Raw genomic sequence first — 19,964 nt, 5'->3', positions numbered from 1 at the left:
GGTCGGCGCGATCAAGCGTACCCACGCCGACGAGGGCCGCCGGAGCTTCGTACACATGTGCTATCCACAGGCTGTGGACGCAGGCTGTGGAAAGCGGCGGCGGGCGATAGCGTGGAGTTCCCGCGCCGAGGAGGCGAGCCCTGATGCTCATCGCCCAGCTCAGTGACCCGCACGTGACCACCGGTCTGCTCGCCGCCGAGCCCGCCGCCGGCCTGCACCGGGCGCTCGGCCGGGTGCTGGCCCTCCGCCCGCGCCCCGACTGCGTGGTCATCACCGGCGACCTGGTCGACCACGGCCGCCCCGACGAGTACGCGGCGCTGCGCGACCTGATCGGCCGGTTCCCGCTTCCGGTGTACCTGGCCGCCGGCAACCACGACGACCGGGAGTCCCTGCTCGACGCGTTCGGGGGCACGCCCTGGCTCGGCGGCGGATTCTCCGCCTACTACCACGTCGACCACGAGGCGGCGACAGTCGTCGTGCTCGACTCGCTCACCCCCGGCAGCGGCGGCGGCAACCTGGGCGACGAGCAGCTCGGTTGGCTCGACGGCGTCCTCTCCGGTCGACCCGACGTGCCCGCCGCGATCTTCCTGCACCACCCGCCGGTAGCGGTCGGCATCCCGACGGCGGACACCATCCGGCTCGCCGACGGGCCCGCGCTGGCCGAGGTGATCGGCCGGCACCGGCACGTCGTGCGGGTCGCCTCCGGGCACCTGCACCGCACCGTCACCACGGGGTACGCGGGCACCGTGCTCACCGTGGCGCCCAGCACCTGGAAACAGTCCACGCTCACGATGGCCGCCGACGACCTGATCGGCTGGGTCGCCGAGCCCACCTCGTTCCTGCTGCACCTCGTCGAACAGGGCGGCTGCACGACGCACTCCGTGACGGTCAGCCACTCGGCCGGGCAGACCTGCGGCTTCTGACCACACCTCATGATCGACACGGTCTGGTACGTCGCGTACGGCTCGAACATGCACGCCGCCCGGCTGGCGTGGTACATCGGCGGCGGCTGCCCGCCCGGCGGCCGGCGGACGTACCCGGGTTGCCGCGACCCCCGCCCACCGAGCCGGTCGGCACCGGTGTGGCTGCCGGGCGGGATCTACTTCGCCGGCGAGTCCGGCGCCTGGACCGGTGGGATGGCGTTCTACGACCCGCAGTTGCCGGGCGAGGCTGCCGCGCGGGCCTACCTGGTCAGTATCGAGCAGTTCACCGACATCGCCGCCCAGGAGATGTACCGCCCGACCGACGACACCGCCGACCTCGTCCCGGCTACCGGCGCGGCAATCGACGCGGCGGTGGCCCACGGGCGGGCGACGCTCGGCCCGGGGCGCTACGAGACCCTGATCTGCCCCGGCCGGCGTGCCGGCGTCCCGCTGCTCACCTTCACCGCCCCCGAGTCGGCGTCGGCCGTGCGATGCCGCCCACCGGCACCGGCCTACCTGGGCATGATCGCCCAAGGGCTGCGCGAGTCACACGGCTGGCCGGCCGAGCGGATCGCCGACTACCTGGCGCAGCGCCCCGGAGTCGCGGGAGGCTGGCCGCCCGACGCGGTCAGGGCACTGGTCACCGACGCGCTCGCCGCAGCCACGCCGGTCACCGCCGACGTGCTCAGCTCAGCCGAGCAGGAACTCGCGTAGCGCAGGGGCGAGCGTGGCGGTCGGCACCTCGTGGTAGCCGCCGTCGAGACTGATGGATCGGCCGCCGGGAATCGCCTCGGCGGTGGCCCGGCTCGCATCGCGCAGCCACTGTGGACTGCCGGTGCTGTCCACCGTGAGCGTCGGGGTGGTGATCGTCCCCAGCCGGTCGACAGGGAACGAACCTCCCGCGCTCACCAGCGCGTCGTACGGCAGGGTGTGTGCGATCGCGGCCAGTGAACCCCACATCGGCTGCGCCCGCATCCCGGCGACCGCCTCGGCCGGCAGGCCCACCGAGTCGACGAGGAACATCTCCACCGCGCCGTTCCGGTCGCCGGCCGCGATCAGCTCGCCGAGTCGCACCGAGATGTCCTCCCGGATGCCCACGTGCGGGCCCACCTGGAAGGGCGGCTCGAACAGAATCAACCCGGTCAGCGGCAGGCCCTGCGCGGCCGCGAGGGCGGCCAGGATCGCGCCGGACGAGATCCCGTAGAGGGCGGCGCTGCCACCTACCGCGTCGACCACGGCCGCCAGGTCCTCGATCTCCCGATCGACCGCGTACGGCGCCGTGTCGCCGCTGTGGCCCCGCCCTCGACGGTCGTAGCCGACGGCGGTGAAATCCGGTGCCAGCGCATCGCCCAACGCCCGGGTCGTGCCGCGGTCGTTGAACGCGCCGCCCACCAGGATGATCGCCGGCCCAGCCCCGGACCGCTCGTACGCGATCGGCGTGCCGTCCGCCGATCGCACCTGCTCCACAGTTGGAGCTGTTCCGCTCACGATGCCGCCTCCATCCGCGCCGCCTGCCGTCTCGTCCTCTCTAGACCATAGGCCCGACGATCTCCGGCAGGTCGGCATCGACCACCCGCTCTGCCGGGCGTTTCCGGGCCGGCGGCATATCCGCAGCTCTGGCGGGCCGCCCGGCCCGTCCGCTCGGATTCGCCGCCCGGCTCGACCGACAGGCGTCCGGATGAGAGGCTGTCGAGGCGGGCGGCGATTCCCACCGCCGCCATTCGCGACCGACCCTTCCGACGGCGTCGGTCGGCGGCCCGGTCGACCCACAGTCCGGGCACCGCACGCGCCGATTCTCACGAGGAGTTCCATGTCCATACCCGGGATGCGTCGGGCCGCTGTCGGCCTGACCGCGCTCGCGGTGGCAGCGCTCGGCGCGGTCGCCACAACCCCCGAGCAGGCCGACGCGCGACCGAAGCCTGTCGACGTCACCCTGCTGGCGCTCAACGACTTCCACGGCAACCTCGAACCGCCGAGCGGGAGCAGCGGCACCATCGCCGGGCAGACCGCGGGCGGTGTCGAATACCTCGCGACCCACCTGGCCGAGCTGCGCGCCGCCGCCAAGAAGAAGAACACCATCACCGTCGCCGCCGGTGACCTGATCGGCGCGTCTCCGCTGCTCTCCGCCGCGTTCCACGACGAGCCGACGATCGAGGCGCTGAGCATGGCCGGGCTGGACTACGCCAGCGTCGGCAACCACGAGTTCGACGAGGGCGCCGCCGAGCTGCTGCGGATCCAGAACGGTGGCTGCCACCCGGTGGACGGCTGCGCCGACGGCACCCCGTACCGGGGCGCCGGCTTCCAGTACCTGTCCGCGAACGCCTTCAAGACCGCGACCGGCAGGCCGCTGATGGCGCCGTACGCGATCCACAAGGTGCAGGGCGTCAAGGTCGGTTTCATCGGGATGACCCTGGAGGGCACCCCGCAGATCGTCAGCCAGCAGGGTGTCGCGGGCCTCACCTTCACCGACGAGGCGGAGACCGCCAACCGGTACGCCCGCGAGCTGCGCCGCAAGGGCGTGCAGACGATCGTCGTACTGCTGCACGAGGGCGGCGCCCAGGCGGCGACCGGCGGCATCAACGACTGCGTCGGCATGACCGGGCCCATCGTGGACATTGCCAACCGGATGGACCCGTCGATCGACGTGGTGGTCAGCGGCCACACCCACCAGGCGTACAACTGCAACATCAACGGCAAGCTGGTCACCAGCGCCAGCTCGTTCGGCCGCCTGGTCACCGACATCGACCTGAAGATCGACCGTCGGACCGGCGACGTGATCTCCGCCGCCGCGAACAACGTCGTCGTCACCCGGGACGTGGCGAAGGACCCGAGGCAGACCGCACTCATCGACCGCTACAAGACGGTGCTCGGCCCGGTCGCCGACCGCCAGGTCGGCGTGACAAGCCAGGCGCTCACCAAGACCCAGGAAACCCTCTTCGGTACGACGCTGGGTGAGTCCCCGCTGGGCAACGTGATCGCTGACGCGCAGCTCGCCGCCAGCGACGACGAGCAGGGCGCGGTCGCCGCCTTCATGAACCCGGGCGGGGTCCGGGCCGACCTGGACGCCGGCCCGGTCACCTACGAGGAGGCGTTCACGGTGCAGCCGTTCGCCAACAACCTGGTGACGTTGGACCTCACCGGCGCGCAGCTCTACTGCGTCCTGGAGCAGCAGTTCGTCACCGGCCGGACGCTGTACCCGTCGTCCACGGTGGGCTACGTCGTCGACCCGGCCGGCACCACCGGCACCGCGGCCGACCCGTGCGCCGGCACGCGCGTTGTGCGGGGCAGCCTCACCATCGGCGGCACCGCCGTCGACCCGGCCGCCACCTACCGGGTGACTGTGAACAACTTCCTCTCCGGGGGCGGCGACGGCTTCAGCGCCCTCACCGCAGGAACCAACCAGGTCACCGGCCAGATCGACCTGGACGCGTTCGTGGCGTACCTGACCGCGCAGTCGCCGGTCGCCGCCCCGGCGCTCGACCGCATCCGTACCACCGCCGAGGTCCCCGCCGCCTGACGGCCCGTACCCGGCAACGATCGATCGGGCCCCGAAGCACCCGCTCCGGGGCCCGACCCGTCCCAATTCCCGTCTCCGGGTCCCTGCCTGGTGCGGATCAGACCGGGGTGGGAGCCGGCGCGGGCGCGGTGATCGTCGGGCGGCCGTCCTGGTCGACGGTGAGCAGCCGGCGCAGGGACAGCGCGATGAGCGAGGCCACCAGGCAGCCGCCGACCACCACCGCGACCCAGACCATGCCGTTGGCCGCGCCGAGGAGCGGGCCGGCGGTCACCGGGCCGATGACACCGCTGATTCCGAAGATCATCGAACTCATGGCGTTGTACCGGCCACGCAGCTCATCGGTGGCCAGAGCGTTGGTCAGCGCCGGCATCACCGGCGACAGCAGCGTCTCGCCGAGGCCGAAGATCGCCGAGCAGGCCACCACGCACAGGGCGGCCACCAGGGCGTTTTCGGTGCTGATCACGCCGGCGACGCCGAGGACGAGCCAGGCGACGGCGAACACCGCCCCGACCACGGCGAGCGCGCCGGTGCGGCTGCGCCCCTCGATGCGGCGGATCACCAGCAGTTGGGCGAGCACGATCATCACCGTGTTGGCCGCGAGCGCCCAGGCAACCACCTGGGGGTTCACCTCGGCCACGCGCACGGCGTACGCGGCGAAGCCAACCTCGACCTGGGCGTACCCGCAGGTGGTGAGGACCAGGCCGAAGATCACGAGCCGGCGGAACGGACGGTCCCGGAGCACGGTCAGGTAGCCGCCGCTCGACGGGCCGTCGCCGGCGGACCGGTGGCCGAGCCGGTTGCCGACGCTCGGCAGGGTCAACAGGATCAGGGCCGGCATCAGGTAGCTGACCGCATCCAGCAGGTAGATCGTCTGAAAGGTGCCGGGTCGTGCCGTGTCGACGATCGCGCCGGAGGTCATGCCGCCGATCCCGATGCCGAGGTTGAGCAGCGCGAAGTTCAGCCCGAAGATCCGTTGCCGCTCACCGTCGTCGGTCAGCGAGGCGAGGATGGTGTTCTGCCCGGACCAGATCGCCGAGCTGCCGACGGCCACCACGGTCATCACGAGCAGCGCCGAGTTGGTCGAGTGGACAAGCGCCAGCGAACCGGTGCCCACCGCCTCGATCAACAGGCACGGCAACACCACCCGACGTGCGCCGAACCGGTCGATGAGCGTCCCACCCAGCGGCGACAGCGCCAGGGTGACGACGCCGTACCAGCCGATCACCAGACCGGCGCGTGTGTCGGTGAGCCCCCGCACGTCGGTCAGGTAGATGAACAGGAACGGCAGGGTCAGGCCCCGCCCGATCGCCGACAGCAGGGTGCCGAGGAGGATCCAACGGGCTTCCCGACGACGGGGCAGGGCTCGACGCAGCATGTCCAGCATTCTGTTCGGTGGGTGTGACCAGACGCGAACCAGTTAGCGGCCTCGGTGAGCGAGGCCACGGCAGTCAGCACCGCTGCCGACGCCGGGGCGTGCGGCGGCTGTCGGTGTGCTCTGCCATGCTGGCCCGGTGAGCGTGACCTGGCGGCACCTGCCCGCGTCGGCCCGTGAGATCGCCAACGCGGCCGGCGAGGCCGTCGCCGCCGCCCAGGGGCGCGACCCCACGGCGTACGAGGCGGCGGTCGACCGGCTCACCGGCGCCGACCGCTCCGGCCTGGTGCTCGGCGTCGTGGTCCGGTTGCTGCTTGAGGAGACCCATCCGGACGGGCTGGACGGCGACGACGTCCGCCAGGTGTTGGAACGCTGCGTACGCTCGGCCGCCGCCTGGCGACCGGAGGTCGACCCGCACGTGATGCTGGTGCTTCTCGCCGGGGCGCTCGGCGTGTACGACCCGGGCGACGACGACAACCCTCCCGGGCCGGCGGCGGTTGCGCGACATGCGCCGCTGCTCGTCGCCGACCTGGTGTCGTCCGCCGGCCGGTCGCTCGACGGCTACCTGGCCGCCGCGTTCGTCGAGATCGAGCGCACCGAGCGGCAGGACTGAGTCCAGCACCGGCCCATCGAGGGCATGTTCGCCCGCCCGCTCTGATCCATAGCTTCGGCGAGGCGGTCTGGGCTGGTGCGTTGCAATGTCGGCACCGGCCTTTCCTCGTCTAGGGCTGGACGTCGTTGGAAAGGTTGATCCGGATCCCTGTGTTGCGGTATCCGGCGCGACGGAAAGCGGCCGCCATCGGCGCGTTGCCCATGTCGGTGGTGGCGGTGATGCGCGACTCCCCGTTGGTCGCGTGAAGACGGGTGATCTCGGCGAGCACCTCGTCCACGTAGCCGCGCCCGCGGAACTCCGGCACCACCCCGAGATAGCCGACGTTCACGTTGTACGGGGTCGCGGAGGGAATCGCCATGCCCGCCACCTCGCCCTCGCGCGTGTAGGCGATCCGCCACCACTCCCGCTTGCCCGGCGCCCCGAGATAGAAGTCCATCTCCTCGCGCACGGTCGCGTCCACGCCCTTGGCGGCCAGGTTCGCACGGGTCTGGGCATCCAGGCTGCCGTCGGCGATTCTCCTGAACACCGCGAGAAACTCCTCGTCGGAGGCCTCGGTGAACCGCAGCCTGCCGGTTGCGGGGGGCACCCCGTCGGCGGGTGCCCACTCGAACTGCAGCCGCTCCACCTCGCGGGTGAGGCCCGCCGCATGCGCCGCCGCCCGCCGCCACTCCACGGCCGCCAAGGTGGCTGGATCGTCACGCCAGCCACCGGTGACGTTGATCATGTACTCCACCGGCTCCGGGAAGCCGGCCAGCGCGGCCCTGATCAGCTCGGCGGCGACGGCGGCACGGTCGCCCATGGCCGGATCCACGTCGAGGCAGTCGAGCGCGACCGGATGCGGGCTGCCCTTCGGCCCCCACCACAGTGCCCGTCCCACGACCTGGCCGTCATGCTCGGCGATCCATGTCCATTCCGGCCGGTACATGTCCTCGGCCAGTTCGGCCAGGTAACGGTCGGCAGGGATCCACCCAACGGGCTCGGTCACGATCCACCGGGTCACGCGGTCGAGGTCCGCAGGGGCGGTAGCGCGGTAGGAGATCACGTGCAGAGGCTAGCGAAGCTCAGCACCATGATCCGCGCGGGCCGAGGGGCTCGTCTCGCTCGGCTAGAGCAAGGCTCCAGCGCCTGCGGCTCAGGTCCCTGGAGATCAACGAGGTGGCGCGGGGTGGCGGCGGCCTGAGGCTATGGGGAAGAGCGCCAGGGGGAATGACAGAAGGCCAGGTGAGAGACGATCTCACCTGGCCTTCTGGCCTCTGGTCGGGGTGGCCGGATTCGAACCGACGACCTCTTCGTCCCGAACGAACATCCAGCCGTCGATGAGCTGCTTATGCAGCAGCGACACCTGATTGCAGGGTCCACCGCAGTCCACGGATGTCCGGCCCTGCTCACATCCGTCGTCACTCAGCTAGTCACCCACCGGCCGCTCGTGCACCGAACTTGCTGCTTGGTTGCCGCACGGGTGACAGCGACGAGAGCTACGAGACTTGGCGCTTAAAGGTCCAGCTGATCGAGACTGGCACACCGGCGTTCTTGAAGCCCGCACCATTGGTGGAGACTACGGTGTCAAGTATCAATGCTGTCGAGAGCTCCCACCCTTCGGCTCCGAGTTCGTTCAGTAGCTCTGCGTACTGCTTTTCGACGGGAAACTCCTCTGACTCTTTTGCTCCTGGACGTCTCACTTTATATTTGCCTTGCCAGAACGGTTCGGCGGGCCGCCATTCGAAGCTCACGACCAGGTATTCCCATTGCGTTCTCATCGGCGCAAAAGAAGCAGGTGGCGAGCAATCCTGTCTATCTCGGCCCGCGCAGCCGCGATAGCTGCGATAGCTGCTGCCTCCTGGGCTTGAAGAGCCGCAATTTGAGCAGGATGAGGCCCGCCCGGCCATGCCTGAATCGGTCCAATCACGTCTTCTCCTCTAGGCGTGCGCCACCGACTGCTGGGGGTACGTCGGATTCACCATATGATCAAAGGGCGGGGAAGGCTACCGATAACAGAAGGCAATGTCCTAGATCCGACTAAGTCGCCATGCGTGGCTCGCAGCCAGCAAAGTGACTTCTGGCCACTGATCTCGGCCTTTACTATCTACTCTGCCGTGGGACCCCGCCCCGTCTGGGAACCGGCCTTTGGCCGGAGCCTGCCGTGTCAAGCGGACCTTGACGCCCTGGGAGTGACCGGCGACGAGTCGGGGTCGGGGTTGGCGGCGCGCACCTTGTAAGGGCAGGCCATCGGCCTGCCCACGACTCCTGCCCGAGGGTCGCAGAGGCTCCAAGGTCAAGGGCGGCCCGCAGGGCCGTCGCTTGCGACGCGTAGCGCCCTTGAGCTTGGAGGGGCGGGCCGGCACACTCGCGCCGCCAACCCCGACCCCGACGGCCGCGACCTGCCGCGCGAACCCGGCGTGCCCCACGCTTGCGCCGCGCCGATCGGGCGCGGCCCGGCCGGCTGCCGGCCCACGAACCTCAACCACCCCTGGCCCTACCGTCAGCGGCGGCCCCTGGGCTTCCCGCTCTCCGCGCCAGCCGCCGGGCGTATTGCGTGGCCGGAGTCGGAGCGCCAGCGGAGCGACGGACGCGCGCCCAGGCTGCGGCGCGTGCGGCTCGTTCAGGGCCGCCTTGAAGACGTATAGAAAGTTCTCACCAACACGGGCATGCCGTGCCTGCCGTGCCGACCTGATCTTGGCTAGTCATTGCCGTAGTCGTCGTCCTCGTAATCCCGAAAGTCGCCCTCCGTCACGAAGGTCGCTGGCAGTCCCGCTGCCTCGATGAGCTCCGGCGTATCAAAAACGAGGCGGCAGGTTTCGCAACTGAAGTGATCGGCAGGGATGGTTAGTTCTAGCAGTACGTCGTAATAGTGCTCGTCCAACTCGTCATATTTAACCTCGCGGCTCTCAGCGTCGGCTCCCTCAAGCACGCCGGAGGAACCGCACGCCGGACATGCCTGGTCAGTTCGATATTCCCAGCCGAAGCTGAGGTCTGCCGGGTTCGCCCACTCCCTGGCCAACCGGGCCGGGAGGCTTCCCGCCCTGAATTGCGCCAGCCGCTGCCGCCCCCGCTCGATTAGCATCTCAACACGATGCTCAATGTTCTTCTTGTTCTGAGCAAGATACTTTTCAGTGATGGGCAGCCGGTCAGATCCGACCAGATCATCTAGCGACTTATCCTGTGCATTCACGAGGATGGCGGCCTGCGCCCAGAAACGGGGCCACCAAGCATCCGGTGGAATCGATGTAAAAGTTGGGGAGCCGCCGTGGAGATAGGAATTTCTGGCCCAGGTGATTTGTTGGGCATCGCGCTCGCTGAAGGGTCTAAACGCCTTCTGGCAGCGACTATACAACGTGTGCGCTTTAACTGAAGTGAACTTTCCCTCCCCTTCGATCAGCCCACTTGCAATTAGCAGATTCCCACCATCCTCCGTCGGGGACGCGATGAGCAGTGGCGAAACGCGAGAGAGCGCCGCCTTTGCGAGCAACTCTAGCGCCAGCGAGGCCCAGAGAGCCCTCTCGTCGAACGCTCTGGGCTCATCGTCGTCCATTGCATGATTTACGAACAACTTGGCCTTGAACCATAGGGCCTCGTCGTCGTACTCCGAGGAGGTCACTTCTCCTCCGGCAAGTAGAAGCAGACCCTGCGAAGAATGCGCCCATTGTCGCTAGCGTCGACGGCCGCGCGTGCGTGAAGAGAAGAACGGTTATCTATCATTAACAACTGGCTCGCGGCCGACCACTCGTGTCGGTAGGCGTGAGCGAAAGCTTCCTCAAAGAATTGCACGGTACGCCGCGCTCGCTCGTCACAAGGGGCCATGCATCCCGGATCGTATCGCAATCCGCTTGAAGTGGAATACGCGGCGGCGAGGAAGCTCTCCACGCCACCCCTGACTACGAATAGGCCACCGCCTATAAATCTAGGAAGATTTGACCATGGGAATTTGGGGTTCGTTAGCTTCGAGGAGTAACTCCAGAGCATCGTCGGTGTCTCGCTTGGCTCTTGGGCAGCAAGTATGACGAGGTCCGGAGGCCGTCGTAGATGAGCGCCGTCCGTATGAAGAGGCTGCGCGCCCAGCCCGTGGATGGCGCTCAACGACTGGGGATGGGCATCATCGGCATTCGTGGGCCGCAGCTCGGCGACGGCTGGATCTCCCTTGCGGGTTGCCACTTCCTGCCACCCAAGCTTCGCGGCTGCACTTCGGACGGTCTCTACGTCTCCGGAGGAGGTCACCCAGCCTGACCGCTTGGCCGTCCGCCCGAGATCTTTAAGATCCATACCACTAGCTCCTTCAATGGCTAGGCGGTGCGAAGAGCTTAGTTGCCGCAACTTGCCTGACGCCACTCGTGGGCGAGCACCGAATACAGCTGCGAGTCACGCCACTCACCATTCGTGAAGACGTGGTCCCGAATGCGTCCCTCATGTTGCATGCCGAGGCGTTCCGCTACTGCGATGGAAGCGGCGTTGTCGGGTCCGATGGCGGCGGAGATGCGGTGCAGGTCCAGCTTCCTGAAGCCAAAATCAGTCAACGTCCGTGCCGCGTCGGTGGCGTATCCGTGGCCCCATAGGTCCGCCCGGATTGCGTAGCCCAGCTTCGCTGCCTTGACACCGTCCAAGCCGAGGCGGCTAAAGTCGATCAACTCGTCCCCTGGCAGGGTTACAGCTAGGTAGTACTCGTTGCGTGGCTCTGCCTTAGCGCGGTTCACCGCAACCTCGATCATCGCCGTCGCGGCTTCAAGGTCGCGGTTGTCGAACGAGAGCCACTGGGTCACGCGCTCGTCGCCCACAAGCGCAAGAGAAGGGGCCGCGTCGTCGCTGCGGAACTCTCGCAGGATGACGGCGCGGCCCTTCAACGTCACGGGGTACATGCCCCGATCTTGCCTTACCTGGGAAGCGCCTTCAGAGGCGTGCTGGTGAAGTCCTCGATCTGCTGGAGCAGGTCGCGTCCTTCGGCGGCCAGCCCGGCTCGGGTGATGGCCTGGTGTACCCGCTGCACGGAGTGCACGATCCCGTTGATGCGCTGGCTCGTCGGCAGTTCGAGCACCGGAGTGATGGCCTCGACGGCGCCCTCCAGATCACGGGCGGCGATCCGTGCGATCGCTAGGTCGGAGTGCGATCCGGCCTGGTCGCCGAAGGCCCAAGCGGGGTCGTTCGGGTTGGCGTAGGCGTTGACGGCTCGGGTGGAGAAATCGACTGCCTGATTTGCCTCGTTGGGAAGCCATGCGAGGGCGTCGGCGGCGTAGTAGAGCGTGCGAGGCTGGTTGAACGTGCAGATGCCGCCCAGCTCATCGACCTCGTCCGGTTCGACGCGGTTCCACGCCTCTTCGGCTGCCCGAATCGCGCTGAGGGCCTTGGCGCTGTTGCCGAGTGCGGCATATCCACGGGCGGCGCTCACCGGCAACCACACGGAGGTCGTGCCGGCGGTGCCGGCGGCGATGTTCGTGCCCGCCTCGGCAAACCGACCGGCCTCGGCGTACCGGCCCGCCCAGTAGGCCAAGACCAGGAGCGCAAGACTGCCGGCAAGGACTGGCAGCCGCTCGGGTTGGTCTTTGCCTCGACTGTCGGCACTGCCCTTGATGCGGCCAACGTCCGCCGGGCCTTCCGCCGAGTCGTCACCCTCGCCGGCCTCGATCCGGCTGCCTGGACACCGCGTGAGCTGCGGCACAGCTTCGTGTCGCTGCTGTCCGACAGCGGGGTGAGCCTGGAGGACATCGCCGACCTGTGCGGGCACTCCGGCACCACGGTCACCGAGCTGGTCTACCGTCACCAGCTCCGGCCGGTGCTGCTCCAGGGCGCGGCGGTCATGGATCGCATCTTCGCGCCGACTGCTGAGGCGTAGTCACTCAGTTGGTCACCCAGGAAGCACTAGAGGGCACATCCATGGATCGGATGTGCCCTCTGACCTGGTCGGGGTGGCCGGATTCGAACCGACGACCTCTTCGTCCCGAACGAAGCGCGCTACCAAGCTGCGCCACACCCCGAGGCGTGCCGACAAATAGTAGCCCACCCGCCCCGATGGTCAAACTCGGTACCCCCGCCGCCTGGCGCGGACGCGCCAGGCCCGGACCCGGGGCCGGCACCGGCGCGGCGTGCAGGGGTCAGCGGGGGATGAGAGTCAGGATGCTGGCCTCCGGGGGGCAGGCGAAGCGGATCGGCGCGGTCGGGTGGGTGCCGAGGCCGGCGGAGACGTGCAGCCAGGAGTCCGACCCCGGCCACCGGTGCAGCCCGCGCGCCATCGAGCGGGGCAGCCCGCAGTTGGTCACCAGCGCCCCGTACCCGGGGACGCAGACCTGCCCGCCGTGGGTGTGCCCGGCCAGCAGGAGGCCGAAGCCGTCGGCGGCCATCTGGTCGAGCACCCGGGGCTCGGGGGAGTGCGTCAGCGCGATGGACAGGTCGGCCGAGGACGAGGCCGCGCCGGCCACCGCCGGGTAGTCGTCCCGGTCGATGTGGGGGTCGTCCACGCCGACCAGGTCGAGTTGTCGGCCGCCCGCCTTGAGGGTGGTCCGGGCGTTGTTGAGGTCCGCCCAGCCGGCGCCTGTGAACACCTGGCGCAGCTCCTCGTAGGGCAGGTCGACGCCCTCGGTGTACTCCCGGTCGGGCAGGAAGTAGGTGAACGGGTTCTTCAACACCGGCCCGGTGTAGTCGTTGGAGCCGAACACGAACGCGCCCGGGTAGTCCAGCAGCGGTTGCAGCGCCCGCAGCACGCCCGGCACCGCGCCCGGGTGCGCCATGTTGTCGCCGGTCACCACGACCAGGTCCGGGTCGAGGGCGGCCAGCGACGCCACCCAGCGCTGCTTGCGCGCCTGGTCGGGCATCATGTGCAGGTCCGACAGGTGCAGCACGCGCAGCGGCTCCGCGTCGGCCGGCAGCATCGGCACGTCGTACCGCCGGAGGGTGAACATGTTGCGCTCGACGAGCGACGCGTACGCGAGCGTGGTCGCGCCGACCGCGGCGGTTCCGGCGGCAAGGCGGAATAGTGTGCGCTTTCGCATGGCGTTCAGGGTAGTTTGACCGTCCATGAGCACGCTGAAGGACCGCCTCACCGCCGACATGCGTTCCGCCCTCAAGGCGCGCGACGAGTTGACCACCTCCACGCTGCGGATGGCCCTGGCTGCCGTCGGCACCGCCGAGGTGGCCGGCAAGGCCAAGCGCGAGCTCACCGACGACGAGGTGCTCGCGGTGTTGACCAAGGAGTCCAAGAAGCGCCGGGAGGCGGCCACCGCCTTCGCCGACGCGGGCCGCGCCGAGCAGGCCGCGAAGGAGACCGCCGAGGGTGAGGTGCTGGACCGCTACCTGCCCAGGCAGCTCTCCGACGCCGAGCTGACCGAGCTGGTCGCGGGGGCGCTCGCCGCGGGCGGCTTCACCGGCAAGGCCCAGATGGGCCCGGCCATGAAGGCGGCCCAGACCGCAGTGGCCGGCAAGGCCGAGGGTGGTCGGGTGGCTGCCGAGGTACGCCGACAGCTCGGCCTCTGACACGCCGGCCCTGCCGTAGCTGTTCACCTGGGAACAAGTCGGCGGCGCCGTTCCGGCCCGACGAAACGGGCGGGCACCCGCAGTGGGTGCCCGCCCGTTTCGTGTGGCCCGCGTGTCGGCTCAGCCGTTGGGGCGGCCGGGCGGTTTCGGCTTGTTGGTGCCCGGCGGAGCGCCGCCGCCGGTGCTGATCTGGATGGTGACGATGCCGCCCTTGATGGTGCGCCCGTCCGGGCTGGTGCCGGCGGCGGTGCCCGCCGGGCAGGTGGACGGCACCTTGGTCTCGGAGACGATCGGCTCGAAGCCGGCACCGTTGATCCGGGACTTGGCGGTGTCCACCGGCTGGCACTTCACGTCGGGGATGCTGCGCTGGTCACCCTCGGAGATCTTCTGGCCCGGCGGCTCGAACTTGATCCGCGGCTTGCCCTTCATGGCGTCCCGCAGCGTCTCGTACACCGGCGGGTTGATGCCGTCCTTCTGCTCGTGCTTCATCTCGACGTTGGTCTGTGGCCAGTCCGGGTCGGCCATGATGCCGGCCACCGCGTACTGCTTGGTCATCGCGACCAGGGCGGCGGTCTTCTCCGAGTCCGTGGTGCCGGACTTGCCGGCCACCGGCGCGTCGACGATGCCCTTCACCACACCGGCGGTGCGGCTGCTGCCGCACTTGCTGGTCGTGGAGTTGTCGCCGACCGGGCAGCGGGCGGCGTCCACGGCGGCGCGGGCCACGTCGGTGCTGAACCGCTTCTCGCAGCGCGGGTTGGCGATGTCCAGCTTCTTGCCGTCCGGGTCGCGGATCTCCTCCACCGGGATCGGCTCGCAGTACTTGCCGTCCGCCGCGAGCGTCGCGTACGCGTTGGCCAGGTCCAGCGGCGTGGTGGCGGAGACGCCCAGGGTGAAGGCGCCCCACTGGTGGGCGGCGTCCTTGGTGGCGGCGAACTTGGCGTCGTTGCTGGCCCGGAACTGGATGCCGGCCCGCTTGGCCACGTCGACCACGTTCTCGGCGCCGACCTGCTGTTGCAGCGGCACGAAGTAGGTGTTGATCGACTGGGCGAAGGCGGTCCACATGTTCTGCACGCCGCCGGGCTTGTTGCCGGAGTTGGTCGGGCAGTAGAAGTGGGTGCCGGGGCAGGCGGCCTTGCTGCTGCTGTCGATGATGTATTCCGACTTGAACTGCTGCGGCGCGTTGAACGAGTAGCTGAGCGGGATGCCCTTCTCCAGCGCGGCGACGATGGTGAAGATCTTGAAGGTCGAGCCGGCCTGGTAGCCGGCGATGCCGTCGCCGCCGCTGAGCAGCGGGTTGACAGTCGCCGGGTAGTTGCCCTTGATGCCCCGCCGGCTCTTCGCCGGGTCGCTGGAGATCTTGTTCGTGGGCTTCTTCGGGTCGTCCAGCTTGAACTGCCTGTTGACCGCGAGTGCCCGCACCCGGCCGGTGCCCGGCTCCACCACGGCGACCATGGCGGCTTCCTTGCTGGTCTCCTTCTTGGCCTTGCGGACCGCCTTGTCCGCGCCCTTCTGTGCCTGCACGTCGATCGAGGTCACGACGGTGTAGCCGCCGCTCTTCAGCCGGCGCTCCCGGTCGTACCGGGTCGAGCCGAACGTCTCCTGATCCATCCACCAGCGGTAGAAGTAGTCGCAGAAGAAGCCCCAGCTGGTGACGTTGGCGGAGACGCAGCCGTTCGGGGTGCGCTTGTCCTGCACCTTCAGCTTGACGGCCTTGGCGGCGTCGGCCTCCTGCTGGGTGATGGCCTTGGTGTCGACCATGTTCTGGATGACGTAGTTACGCCGGTCCAGCGCGAGCGGATAGCCGCTCTTGGTGGTCGGGTCGTTCGTCGTCGGCGCCTTCACCATGCCGGCCAGCAGCGCGGCTTCCTCGATCTTCAGCTTGCTCGGCTGCTTGCCGAAGTAGACCTGGCTGGCGGCCCAGATGCCGTACGCGCCGTTGCCGAACGAGGCGAGGTTGAGGTAGCGGGTCAGGATCTCGTCCTTGGAGAACTCCTTGTCGACCTGCAGGGCCAGCCGCATCTCGCGGAGCTTGCGGGCGCTGGTGTCCTCGGTCGCCGCTACCACGTCGGCCGGGTGCGTGGCCGAGTAGGCGATGGCCAGCCGGACGTACTGCATGGTCAGCGTCGAGGCGCCCTGCCGGCCGGAGCCCTCGCTCTGGTTGTTGACGAACGCACGGGCGACACCGTTGATGTCGACGCCGTTGTGCTTGTAGAAGTCGTGATCCTCGGCCGCGATGATGGCCTTGATCATGTAGGGCGAGATGTCCTTGAGCCCCACGTCGAGGCGGTTCTCGTCGAACATCGTCGCCAGTGGCGTCTTGCGGTCCGACGCCAGCAGGTAGCTGATCTGTGGCGCGCGGGCCACCGTCAGCTCCGTCGGCAGGTTGCCGAATGTCTCTGCGCCGGCCTTCGCGGCCAAGCCGGACATCGCCACCGCGGGGAAGGCCGCCGCAGCTACCACCACGCCAGCCAACAGGCCACATATGAGCAGCGATGCGGCGTTGGTCAGCACATTGTGGTCACGTTTCCGCATCCAGGTCACCTCGGCATGGTACGCGAGTAGGGAACGAGGGGCGCCTGGGAGTTCTTTCCCCATTTCCTGCGCGCGCTGCCCTCGTTGTGCTAAACGCATGACCCCCGGTACGAGGTTGCGTGTGACCTGGCGTGAGTCTTCACCGTTCGGCGGAGGCCCCGCAGCGTTTTCGCCGACCTCGGCGGGGTAACCGGCGGTCGAGAGCCCGGGAAGCCGGGAGTGTCCGGAATGATGGATTTCGCCGACAACGTTGCGTAATCAGTCGACTACAGAGCATGATGATGGCGGCGACAGCGCCACATGTCGTCCGCACCGCCTTGGGGAAGGCGGGCCGGGCGATCGGGGGGAAATTGCCGGCTGCCGTGCAACGAGGTCGGTAGGTACTGCAAGGGGGGACGAGTACACATGGGCATGATCACTGACTGGCCGTCGCTGGCGGCGTGTCAGAACGGGGACCCGGACGCGTTGTTCGTACAGGGCGCCGAACAGAACGTGGCGAAGCGGATCTGCCGGAGCTGCCCAGTTCGGTACGAGTGCCTGGCCGACGCGCTGGACAACCGGATCGAGTTCGGTGTGTGGGGCGGTATGACCGAACGCGAACGCCGGGCGTTGCTGCGTCGTCACCCCCAGGTGACGAGCTGGCGCAAGATGTTCGAGGCAGCGATGAAGAAGAACAGCAAGGACAAGGCTGGCAAGGACAAGATCCTCGTCAGCGCGGCCACCTGACGCCGGTCACGACCGGCTGATCGCCGCGCCGATCGTCCGCAGCCCGTCGACGTCGTGCACGTCGGCGGGCTGCGCCGTCACCGACACCGCCGGCACCGCCGGGAACGCCTCGGTGAACCGCGCGGCGACCTCCTGCTCGCGTACCGCCTGACGGGCCAGAGCGGCGTGCGCCCGCAGCAGGTCGGCGGTGGCCTCGTGCCCACCCAGCTCGGCCAGCCGCTCCGCGGCGGCCCCACTCTGCTCGGCGTCCAGCTGCGGGACCACGGGTCGGTGCACCCGGTTGAGCACCAGGCCGGCCAGCGGCATCTTCTCCTCCCGCAGCCGGCTCGCGAAGTAGGCGGCTTCCCGGACCGCGTCCGGCTCCGGCGCCGCGACCAGCACGAAGGCCGTCTCCCGCGCCTGCAGGATGCGGTACGTCTGCTCGGCCCGCTGCCGGAAACCTCCGAACATCGAGTCGAGCGCGGCCACGAAGCCGGACAGGTCGGTAAGCAACTGTGCGCCGAGCACCTTCTGCACGACCTTCGAGAACATCCCGAAGGAGGCCGTGACCAGGTTGAACATGCTCCGCCCGCCGCTGCGCGCCGGCGCCAGCAGCAGGCGCAGCATCCGGCCGTCGAGGAAGCGGGACAACCGGGCCGGCGCGTCCAGGAAATCCAGCGCGGAGCGGGACGGCGGAGTGTCCACCACGATCAGGTCCCACTCGCCCCGGGCGTGCAGCTGGCCCAGTTTCTCCATCGCCATGTATTCCTGCGTGCCGGCGAAGGTCGAACTCATCGCCTGGTAGAACGGGTTCGCGAAGATCTCCGCGGCCTTCGTCGGGTCGGTGTGCTGAAGCACCACGTCGTCGAAGGTGCGCTTCATGTCCAGCATCATGGCGTGCAGCTCACCGCCGCTGGCCTCGACGTCGATCCCCTTGACCTGCCGGGGTGTGTTGTCCAGCTCGGTCAGGCCCAGTGACTGGGCCAGCCGGCGGGCCGGGTCGATGGTGAGCACCACAGTGCGCCGGCCGTGCTGCTCGGCGGCCCGCAGCGCCAGGGCCGCGGCGGTGGTCGTCTTACCCACCCCGCCGGCACCGCAGCACACGACGATCCGCACGCCAGGGTCGGCGAGGATCTGGTCGACGTCCAGCTGCGGCGCCGCGTCTTCGGAAGGCACCAATCGAGCGTATCGGGCCGCGTCGGTCCATGCGCCCGTGCTGAGCTCAGGTGTGAGTCAATCGGCGCTGACGAGGGCCCGGGCAAGTGTCGAGAGGCCCGTCCGGTCCACCCCGTCGGGCAGCAACGGCAGCTCGATCATCGGCAGCCCCAACTCCACCAGGTCGGCGCGGAGCGAATCCTCCAGTTCGCGCCGGATGAGCTGGTCCCGCGCCTCGTCGTGCAATCCGGCCACGATGTCCCGATCGGCCGGCAGCCCGGCGGCGACCAGGCCGCGCTCGAGTTCCGCGGCGGTCACCGCCGGACCGGCCGGCAGCGCGGGTCGGGCGCCGTTGACGATCACCTTTCCGATGCCGAAGCCGAGCGAGGTCAGGTCGGCGATGGCGTCCACCGTCTCCTGCACCGGCATCTCCTCAAGCAGCGTGACCACGTGGACCGCGGTCATCGGGGAGCGCAGCAGCGCGGAGACACCCTCGCTCTGGGTCTTGATCGGGCCGACCTTGGCGAGCCGCGCCGTCTCGGCAGTGACGTTGAGGAAGCGGCCGATCCGGCCGGTGGGCGGCGCGTCCAGGACCACCGCGTCGTACGCGCGACGCTGCCCCGAGGTGCGGGTGGTGGCCTCCTTCACCTTGCCGGTGAGCAGCACGTCACGCAGACCCGGGGCGATGGTCGTGGCGAAGTCGATGGCACCGAGCTTGCGCAGGGCCCGGCCCGCCGCACCCAGCTTGTAGAACATGTCCAGGTACTCGAGCAACGCCTCCTCGGCGTCCACCGCGAGCGCGCGCACCGTACCGCCGTCCGGCGCGTCGGCGAGGTGCCTCTCCTCGTACGGCAGCGGGTCGATGCCGAAGAGTTGGGCGATGCCCTGCCGACCCTCGACCTCCACCAGCAGGGTGCGCCGACCACCGGCAGCCAACGCCAGGGCCAGCGCCGCCGCCACGCTGGTCTTGCCGGTGCCGCCCTTCCCCGTCACGACGTGGAGACGGGCCGACCATCCGGTACCGGCCGGGTCGGACGGCCGCTCAGCTGCACGCACCCGTCGAGCCTATCCAGGCTCGCCGGTCACGCGACCTCGCAGACCCACCAACCCGTCTTCTGCACCACGGTGAAGCGCAGGTCCTGGTCGGCGACCTTCTCGTCGGCCGTGGTCATGGTGATGTGGGTGGAGACGGTGGCCCGGTCGCCGGTCTGGTTGTCGACCTTCGGGGTGGTCCACTTGAATCGGGGGTTCTGGTACTCGGAGGCGTACTTCTTCACCTCGGCCACCTTCGCCGCGATCTTCTTGTCGTCCCGCGAGGCGGCGCAGACGTGCTTGCCGGCCTTGGTCGCGTCCTGATCCTTGTAGACGGCGGTGAGGAACTCGTCGACGGCGACCGCCGGCTCCTTCGCGCCCTCGCCGGACTCGGCGTTGCGCAGGGTCAGGAACGCCACGACGCCGCCGCCCACGCAGAGCACCATGATCACGACCAGCGCGATGGCCGCGATCAACAGACCGCGCTTCTTCTTCGGCTCGACGGTGCCCTGGTACGGCGGGTAGCCGGGCGGCGGTGGCGGGATCGCGCCCGGAGGTGCCGGCGAGCCGGGCGGGCCTTCTGTCTGCGGGATACCAGAGGGCGGGGCGGGCTGGGTCGGTACGCCCGGCTGCGCGGGGAACGCCCCCGGCGCGGGCTGCCCG

19 protein-coding genes, 1 tRNA gene and 1 pseudogene are annotated in these 19,964 nt (G+C 69.1%); 7 read left to right on the top strand and 14 right to left on the bottom strand.

The features are described 5' to 3' along the window. Window positions 1–143 precede the first annotated feature (143 nt). Complete coding sequence (locus tag ACGFIE_RS23705) at window positions 144–923, top strand: phosphodiesterase (RefSeq protein WP_393297976.1); 780 nt, start codon at window positions 144–146, stop codon at window positions 921–923. Window positions 924–932: 9 nt separating this feature from the next. Further along, the gene (locus tag ACGFIE_RS23700; protein WP_393297973.1) at window positions 933–1,637 is read left to right on the top strand and encodes a histone deacetylase; all 705 of its coding nucleotides are present in this window, start codon (window positions 933–935) and stop codon (window positions 1,635–1,637) included. On the opposite strand, the gene ACGFIE_RS23695 is transcribed toward ACGFIE_RS23700, so the two are convergent. Beyond that, on the bottom strand, window positions 1,614–2,411 hold the full coding sequence (locus tag ACGFIE_RS23695) for an alpha/beta fold hydrolase (RefSeq protein ID WP_393297970.1): 798 nt from the start codon (window positions 2,409–2,411) through the stop codon (window positions 1,614–1,616). The genes ACGFIE_RS23700 and ACGFIE_RS23695 overlap by 24 nt on opposite strands. A gap of 322 nt (window positions 2,412–2,733) precedes the next feature. Between ACGFIE_RS23695 and ACGFIE_RS23690 the strand changes: the two genes are divergently transcribed. After that, window positions 2,734–4,440: a bifunctional metallophosphatase/5'-nucleotidase gene (locus tag ACGFIE_RS23690; protein WP_393297967.1), complete on the top strand. Its 1,707-nt coding sequence runs from the start codon at window positions 2,734–2,736 to the stop codon at window positions 4,438–4,440. A 97-nt stretch (window positions 4,441–4,537) separates the two neighbouring features. Here the strand turns inward: ACGFIE_RS23690 and ACGFIE_RS23685 are convergent, their stop codons facing one another. Continuing rightward, window positions 4,538–5,815: an MFS transporter gene (locus ACGFIE_RS23685; RefSeq protein WP_393297964.1), complete on the bottom strand. Its 1,278-nt coding sequence runs from the start codon at window positions 5,813–5,815 to the stop codon at window positions 4,538–4,540. A 136-nt stretch (window positions 5,816–5,951) separates the two neighbouring features. On the opposite strand from ACGFIE_RS23685, the gene ACGFIE_RS23680 reads away from it, so the two are divergent. Continuing rightward, window positions 5,952–6,425: a hypothetical protein gene (locus ACGFIE_RS23680; protein ID WP_363686679.1), complete on the top strand. Its 474-nt coding sequence runs from the start codon at window positions 5,952–5,954 to the stop codon at window positions 6,423–6,425. Window positions 6,426–6,534: 109 nt separating this feature from the next. Here the strand turns inward: ACGFIE_RS23680 and ACGFIE_RS23675 are convergent, their stop codons facing one another. The 6 genes from ACGFIE_RS23675 to ACGFIE_RS23650 all read right to left on the bottom strand — a co-directional run bounded on the left by ACGFIE_RS23675 (window position 6,535) and on the right by ACGFIE_RS23650 (window position 11,448). After that, window positions 6,535–7,467 (bottom strand): GNAT family N-acetyltransferase, encoded by a 933-nt coding sequence (locus tag ACGFIE_RS23675; protein ID WP_393297961.1) that lies wholly within the window; start codon window positions 7,465–7,467, stop codon window positions 6,535–6,537. A gap of 433 nt (window positions 7,468–7,900) precedes the next feature. Next, entirely contained in the window at window positions 7,901–8,155 is a 255-nt protein-coding gene (locus ACGFIE_RS23670; RefSeq protein ID WP_393297958.1) for a hypothetical protein, read from the bottom strand. A 947-nt stretch (window positions 8,156–9,102) separates the two neighbouring features. Continuing rightward, window positions 9,103–10,020: a hypothetical protein gene (locus ACGFIE_RS23665; protein WP_393297955.1), complete on the bottom strand. Its 918-nt coding sequence runs from the start codon at window positions 10,018–10,020 to the stop codon at window positions 9,103–9,105. Next, window positions 10,017–10,223, bottom strand: coding sequence for a TauD/TfdA family dioxygenase (locus ACGFIE_RS23660; protein ID WP_393298112.1), 207 nt, complete (start codon window positions 10,221–10,223; stop codon window positions 10,017–10,019). Before ACGFIE_RS23660 ends, ACGFIE_RS23665 begins: the two co-directional genes overlap by 4 nt. A gap of 497 nt (window positions 10,224–10,720) precedes the next feature. After that, complete coding sequence (locus ACGFIE_RS23655) at window positions 10,721–11,272, bottom strand: GNAT family N-acetyltransferase (RefSeq protein WP_393297952.1); 552 nt, start codon at window positions 11,270–11,272, stop codon at window positions 10,721–10,723. A gap of 14 nt (window positions 11,273–11,286) precedes the next feature. After that, a complete protein-coding gene (locus ACGFIE_RS23650) occupies window positions 11,287–11,448 on the bottom strand; it encodes a hypothetical protein (RefSeq protein WP_393297949.1) in 162 nt (53 codons plus the stop codon). A 381-nt stretch (window positions 11,449–11,829) separates the two neighbouring features. Here ACGFIE_RS23650 and ACGFIE_RS23645 point away from each other — a divergent pair. Next, window positions 11,830–12,243, top strand: a pseudogene (locus ACGFIE_RS23645) (tyrosine-type recombinase/integrase); the annotation flags it as partial. Between the two features lie 65 nt (window positions 12,244–12,308). On the opposite strand, the gene ACGFIE_RS23640 reads toward ACGFIE_RS23645, so the two are convergent. After that, a tRNA-Pro gene (locus tag ACGFIE_RS23640) sits at window positions 12,309–12,385 on the bottom strand. A 117-nt stretch (window positions 12,386–12,502) separates the two neighbouring features. Beyond that, on the bottom strand, window positions 12,503–13,396 hold the full coding sequence (locus tag ACGFIE_RS23635; RefSeq protein ID WP_393297946.1) for a metallophosphoesterase: 894 nt from the start codon (window positions 13,394–13,396) through the stop codon (window positions 12,503–12,505). A 25-nt stretch (window positions 13,397–13,421) separates the two neighbouring features. Here ACGFIE_RS23635 and ACGFIE_RS23630 point away from each other — a divergent pair, with 25 nt between their 5' ends. Then, window positions 13,422–13,877: a GatB/YqeY domain-containing protein gene (locus ACGFIE_RS23630; RefSeq protein WP_393297943.1), complete on the top strand. Its 456-nt coding sequence runs from the start codon at window positions 13,422–13,424 to the stop codon at window positions 13,875–13,877. Between the two features lie 120 nt (window positions 13,878–13,997). Here the strand turns inward: ACGFIE_RS23630 and ACGFIE_RS23625 are convergent, their stop codons facing one another. Then, window positions 13,998–16,409: a penicillin-binding protein gene (locus ACGFIE_RS23625; protein WP_393297940.1), complete on the bottom strand. Its 2,412-nt coding sequence runs from the start codon at window positions 16,407–16,409 to the stop codon at window positions 13,998–14,000. Window positions 16,410–16,814: 405 nt separating this feature from the next. Here ACGFIE_RS23625 and ACGFIE_RS23620 point away from each other — a divergent pair, with 405 nt between their 5' ends. After that, a complete protein-coding gene (locus ACGFIE_RS23620; protein WP_007466209.1) occupies window positions 16,815–17,135 on the top strand; it encodes a WhiB family transcriptional regulator in 321 nt (106 codons plus the stop codon). 6 nt (window positions 17,136–17,141) lie between these two features. Here ACGFIE_RS23620 and ACGFIE_RS23615 read toward each other — a convergent pair whose 3' ends face one another. The 3 genes from ACGFIE_RS23615 to ACGFIE_RS23605 are packed head-to-tail and all read right to left on the bottom strand — an operon-like array spanning window position 17,142 to window position 19,894. Next, window positions 17,142–18,293 (bottom strand): ArsA-related P-loop ATPase, encoded by a 1,152-nt coding sequence (locus ACGFIE_RS23615; protein WP_363686670.1) that lies wholly within the window; start codon window positions 18,291–18,293, stop codon window positions 17,142–17,144. Window positions 18,294–18,347: 54 nt separating this feature from the next. Further along, window positions 18,348–19,325 (bottom strand): ArsA-related P-loop ATPase, encoded by a 978-nt coding sequence (locus ACGFIE_RS23610; RefSeq protein ID WP_363686668.1) that lies wholly within the window; start codon window positions 19,323–19,325, stop codon window positions 18,348–18,350. A gap of 26 nt (window positions 19,326–19,351) precedes the next feature. Next, window positions 19,352–19,894, bottom strand: coding sequence for a hypothetical protein (locus tag ACGFIE_RS23605; protein WP_393298109.1), 543 nt, complete (start codon window positions 19,892–19,894; stop codon window positions 19,352–19,354). Window positions 19,895–19,964: the final 70 nt, after the last annotated feature.

This window comes from Micromonospora sp. NPDC049275 (genome assembly GCF_043197115.1).
Lineage (GTDB): Bacteria > Actinomycetota > Actinomycetes > Mycobacteriales > Micromonosporaceae > Micromonospora.
This window is presented reverse-complemented; position numbering and strand designations above follow the sequence as displayed.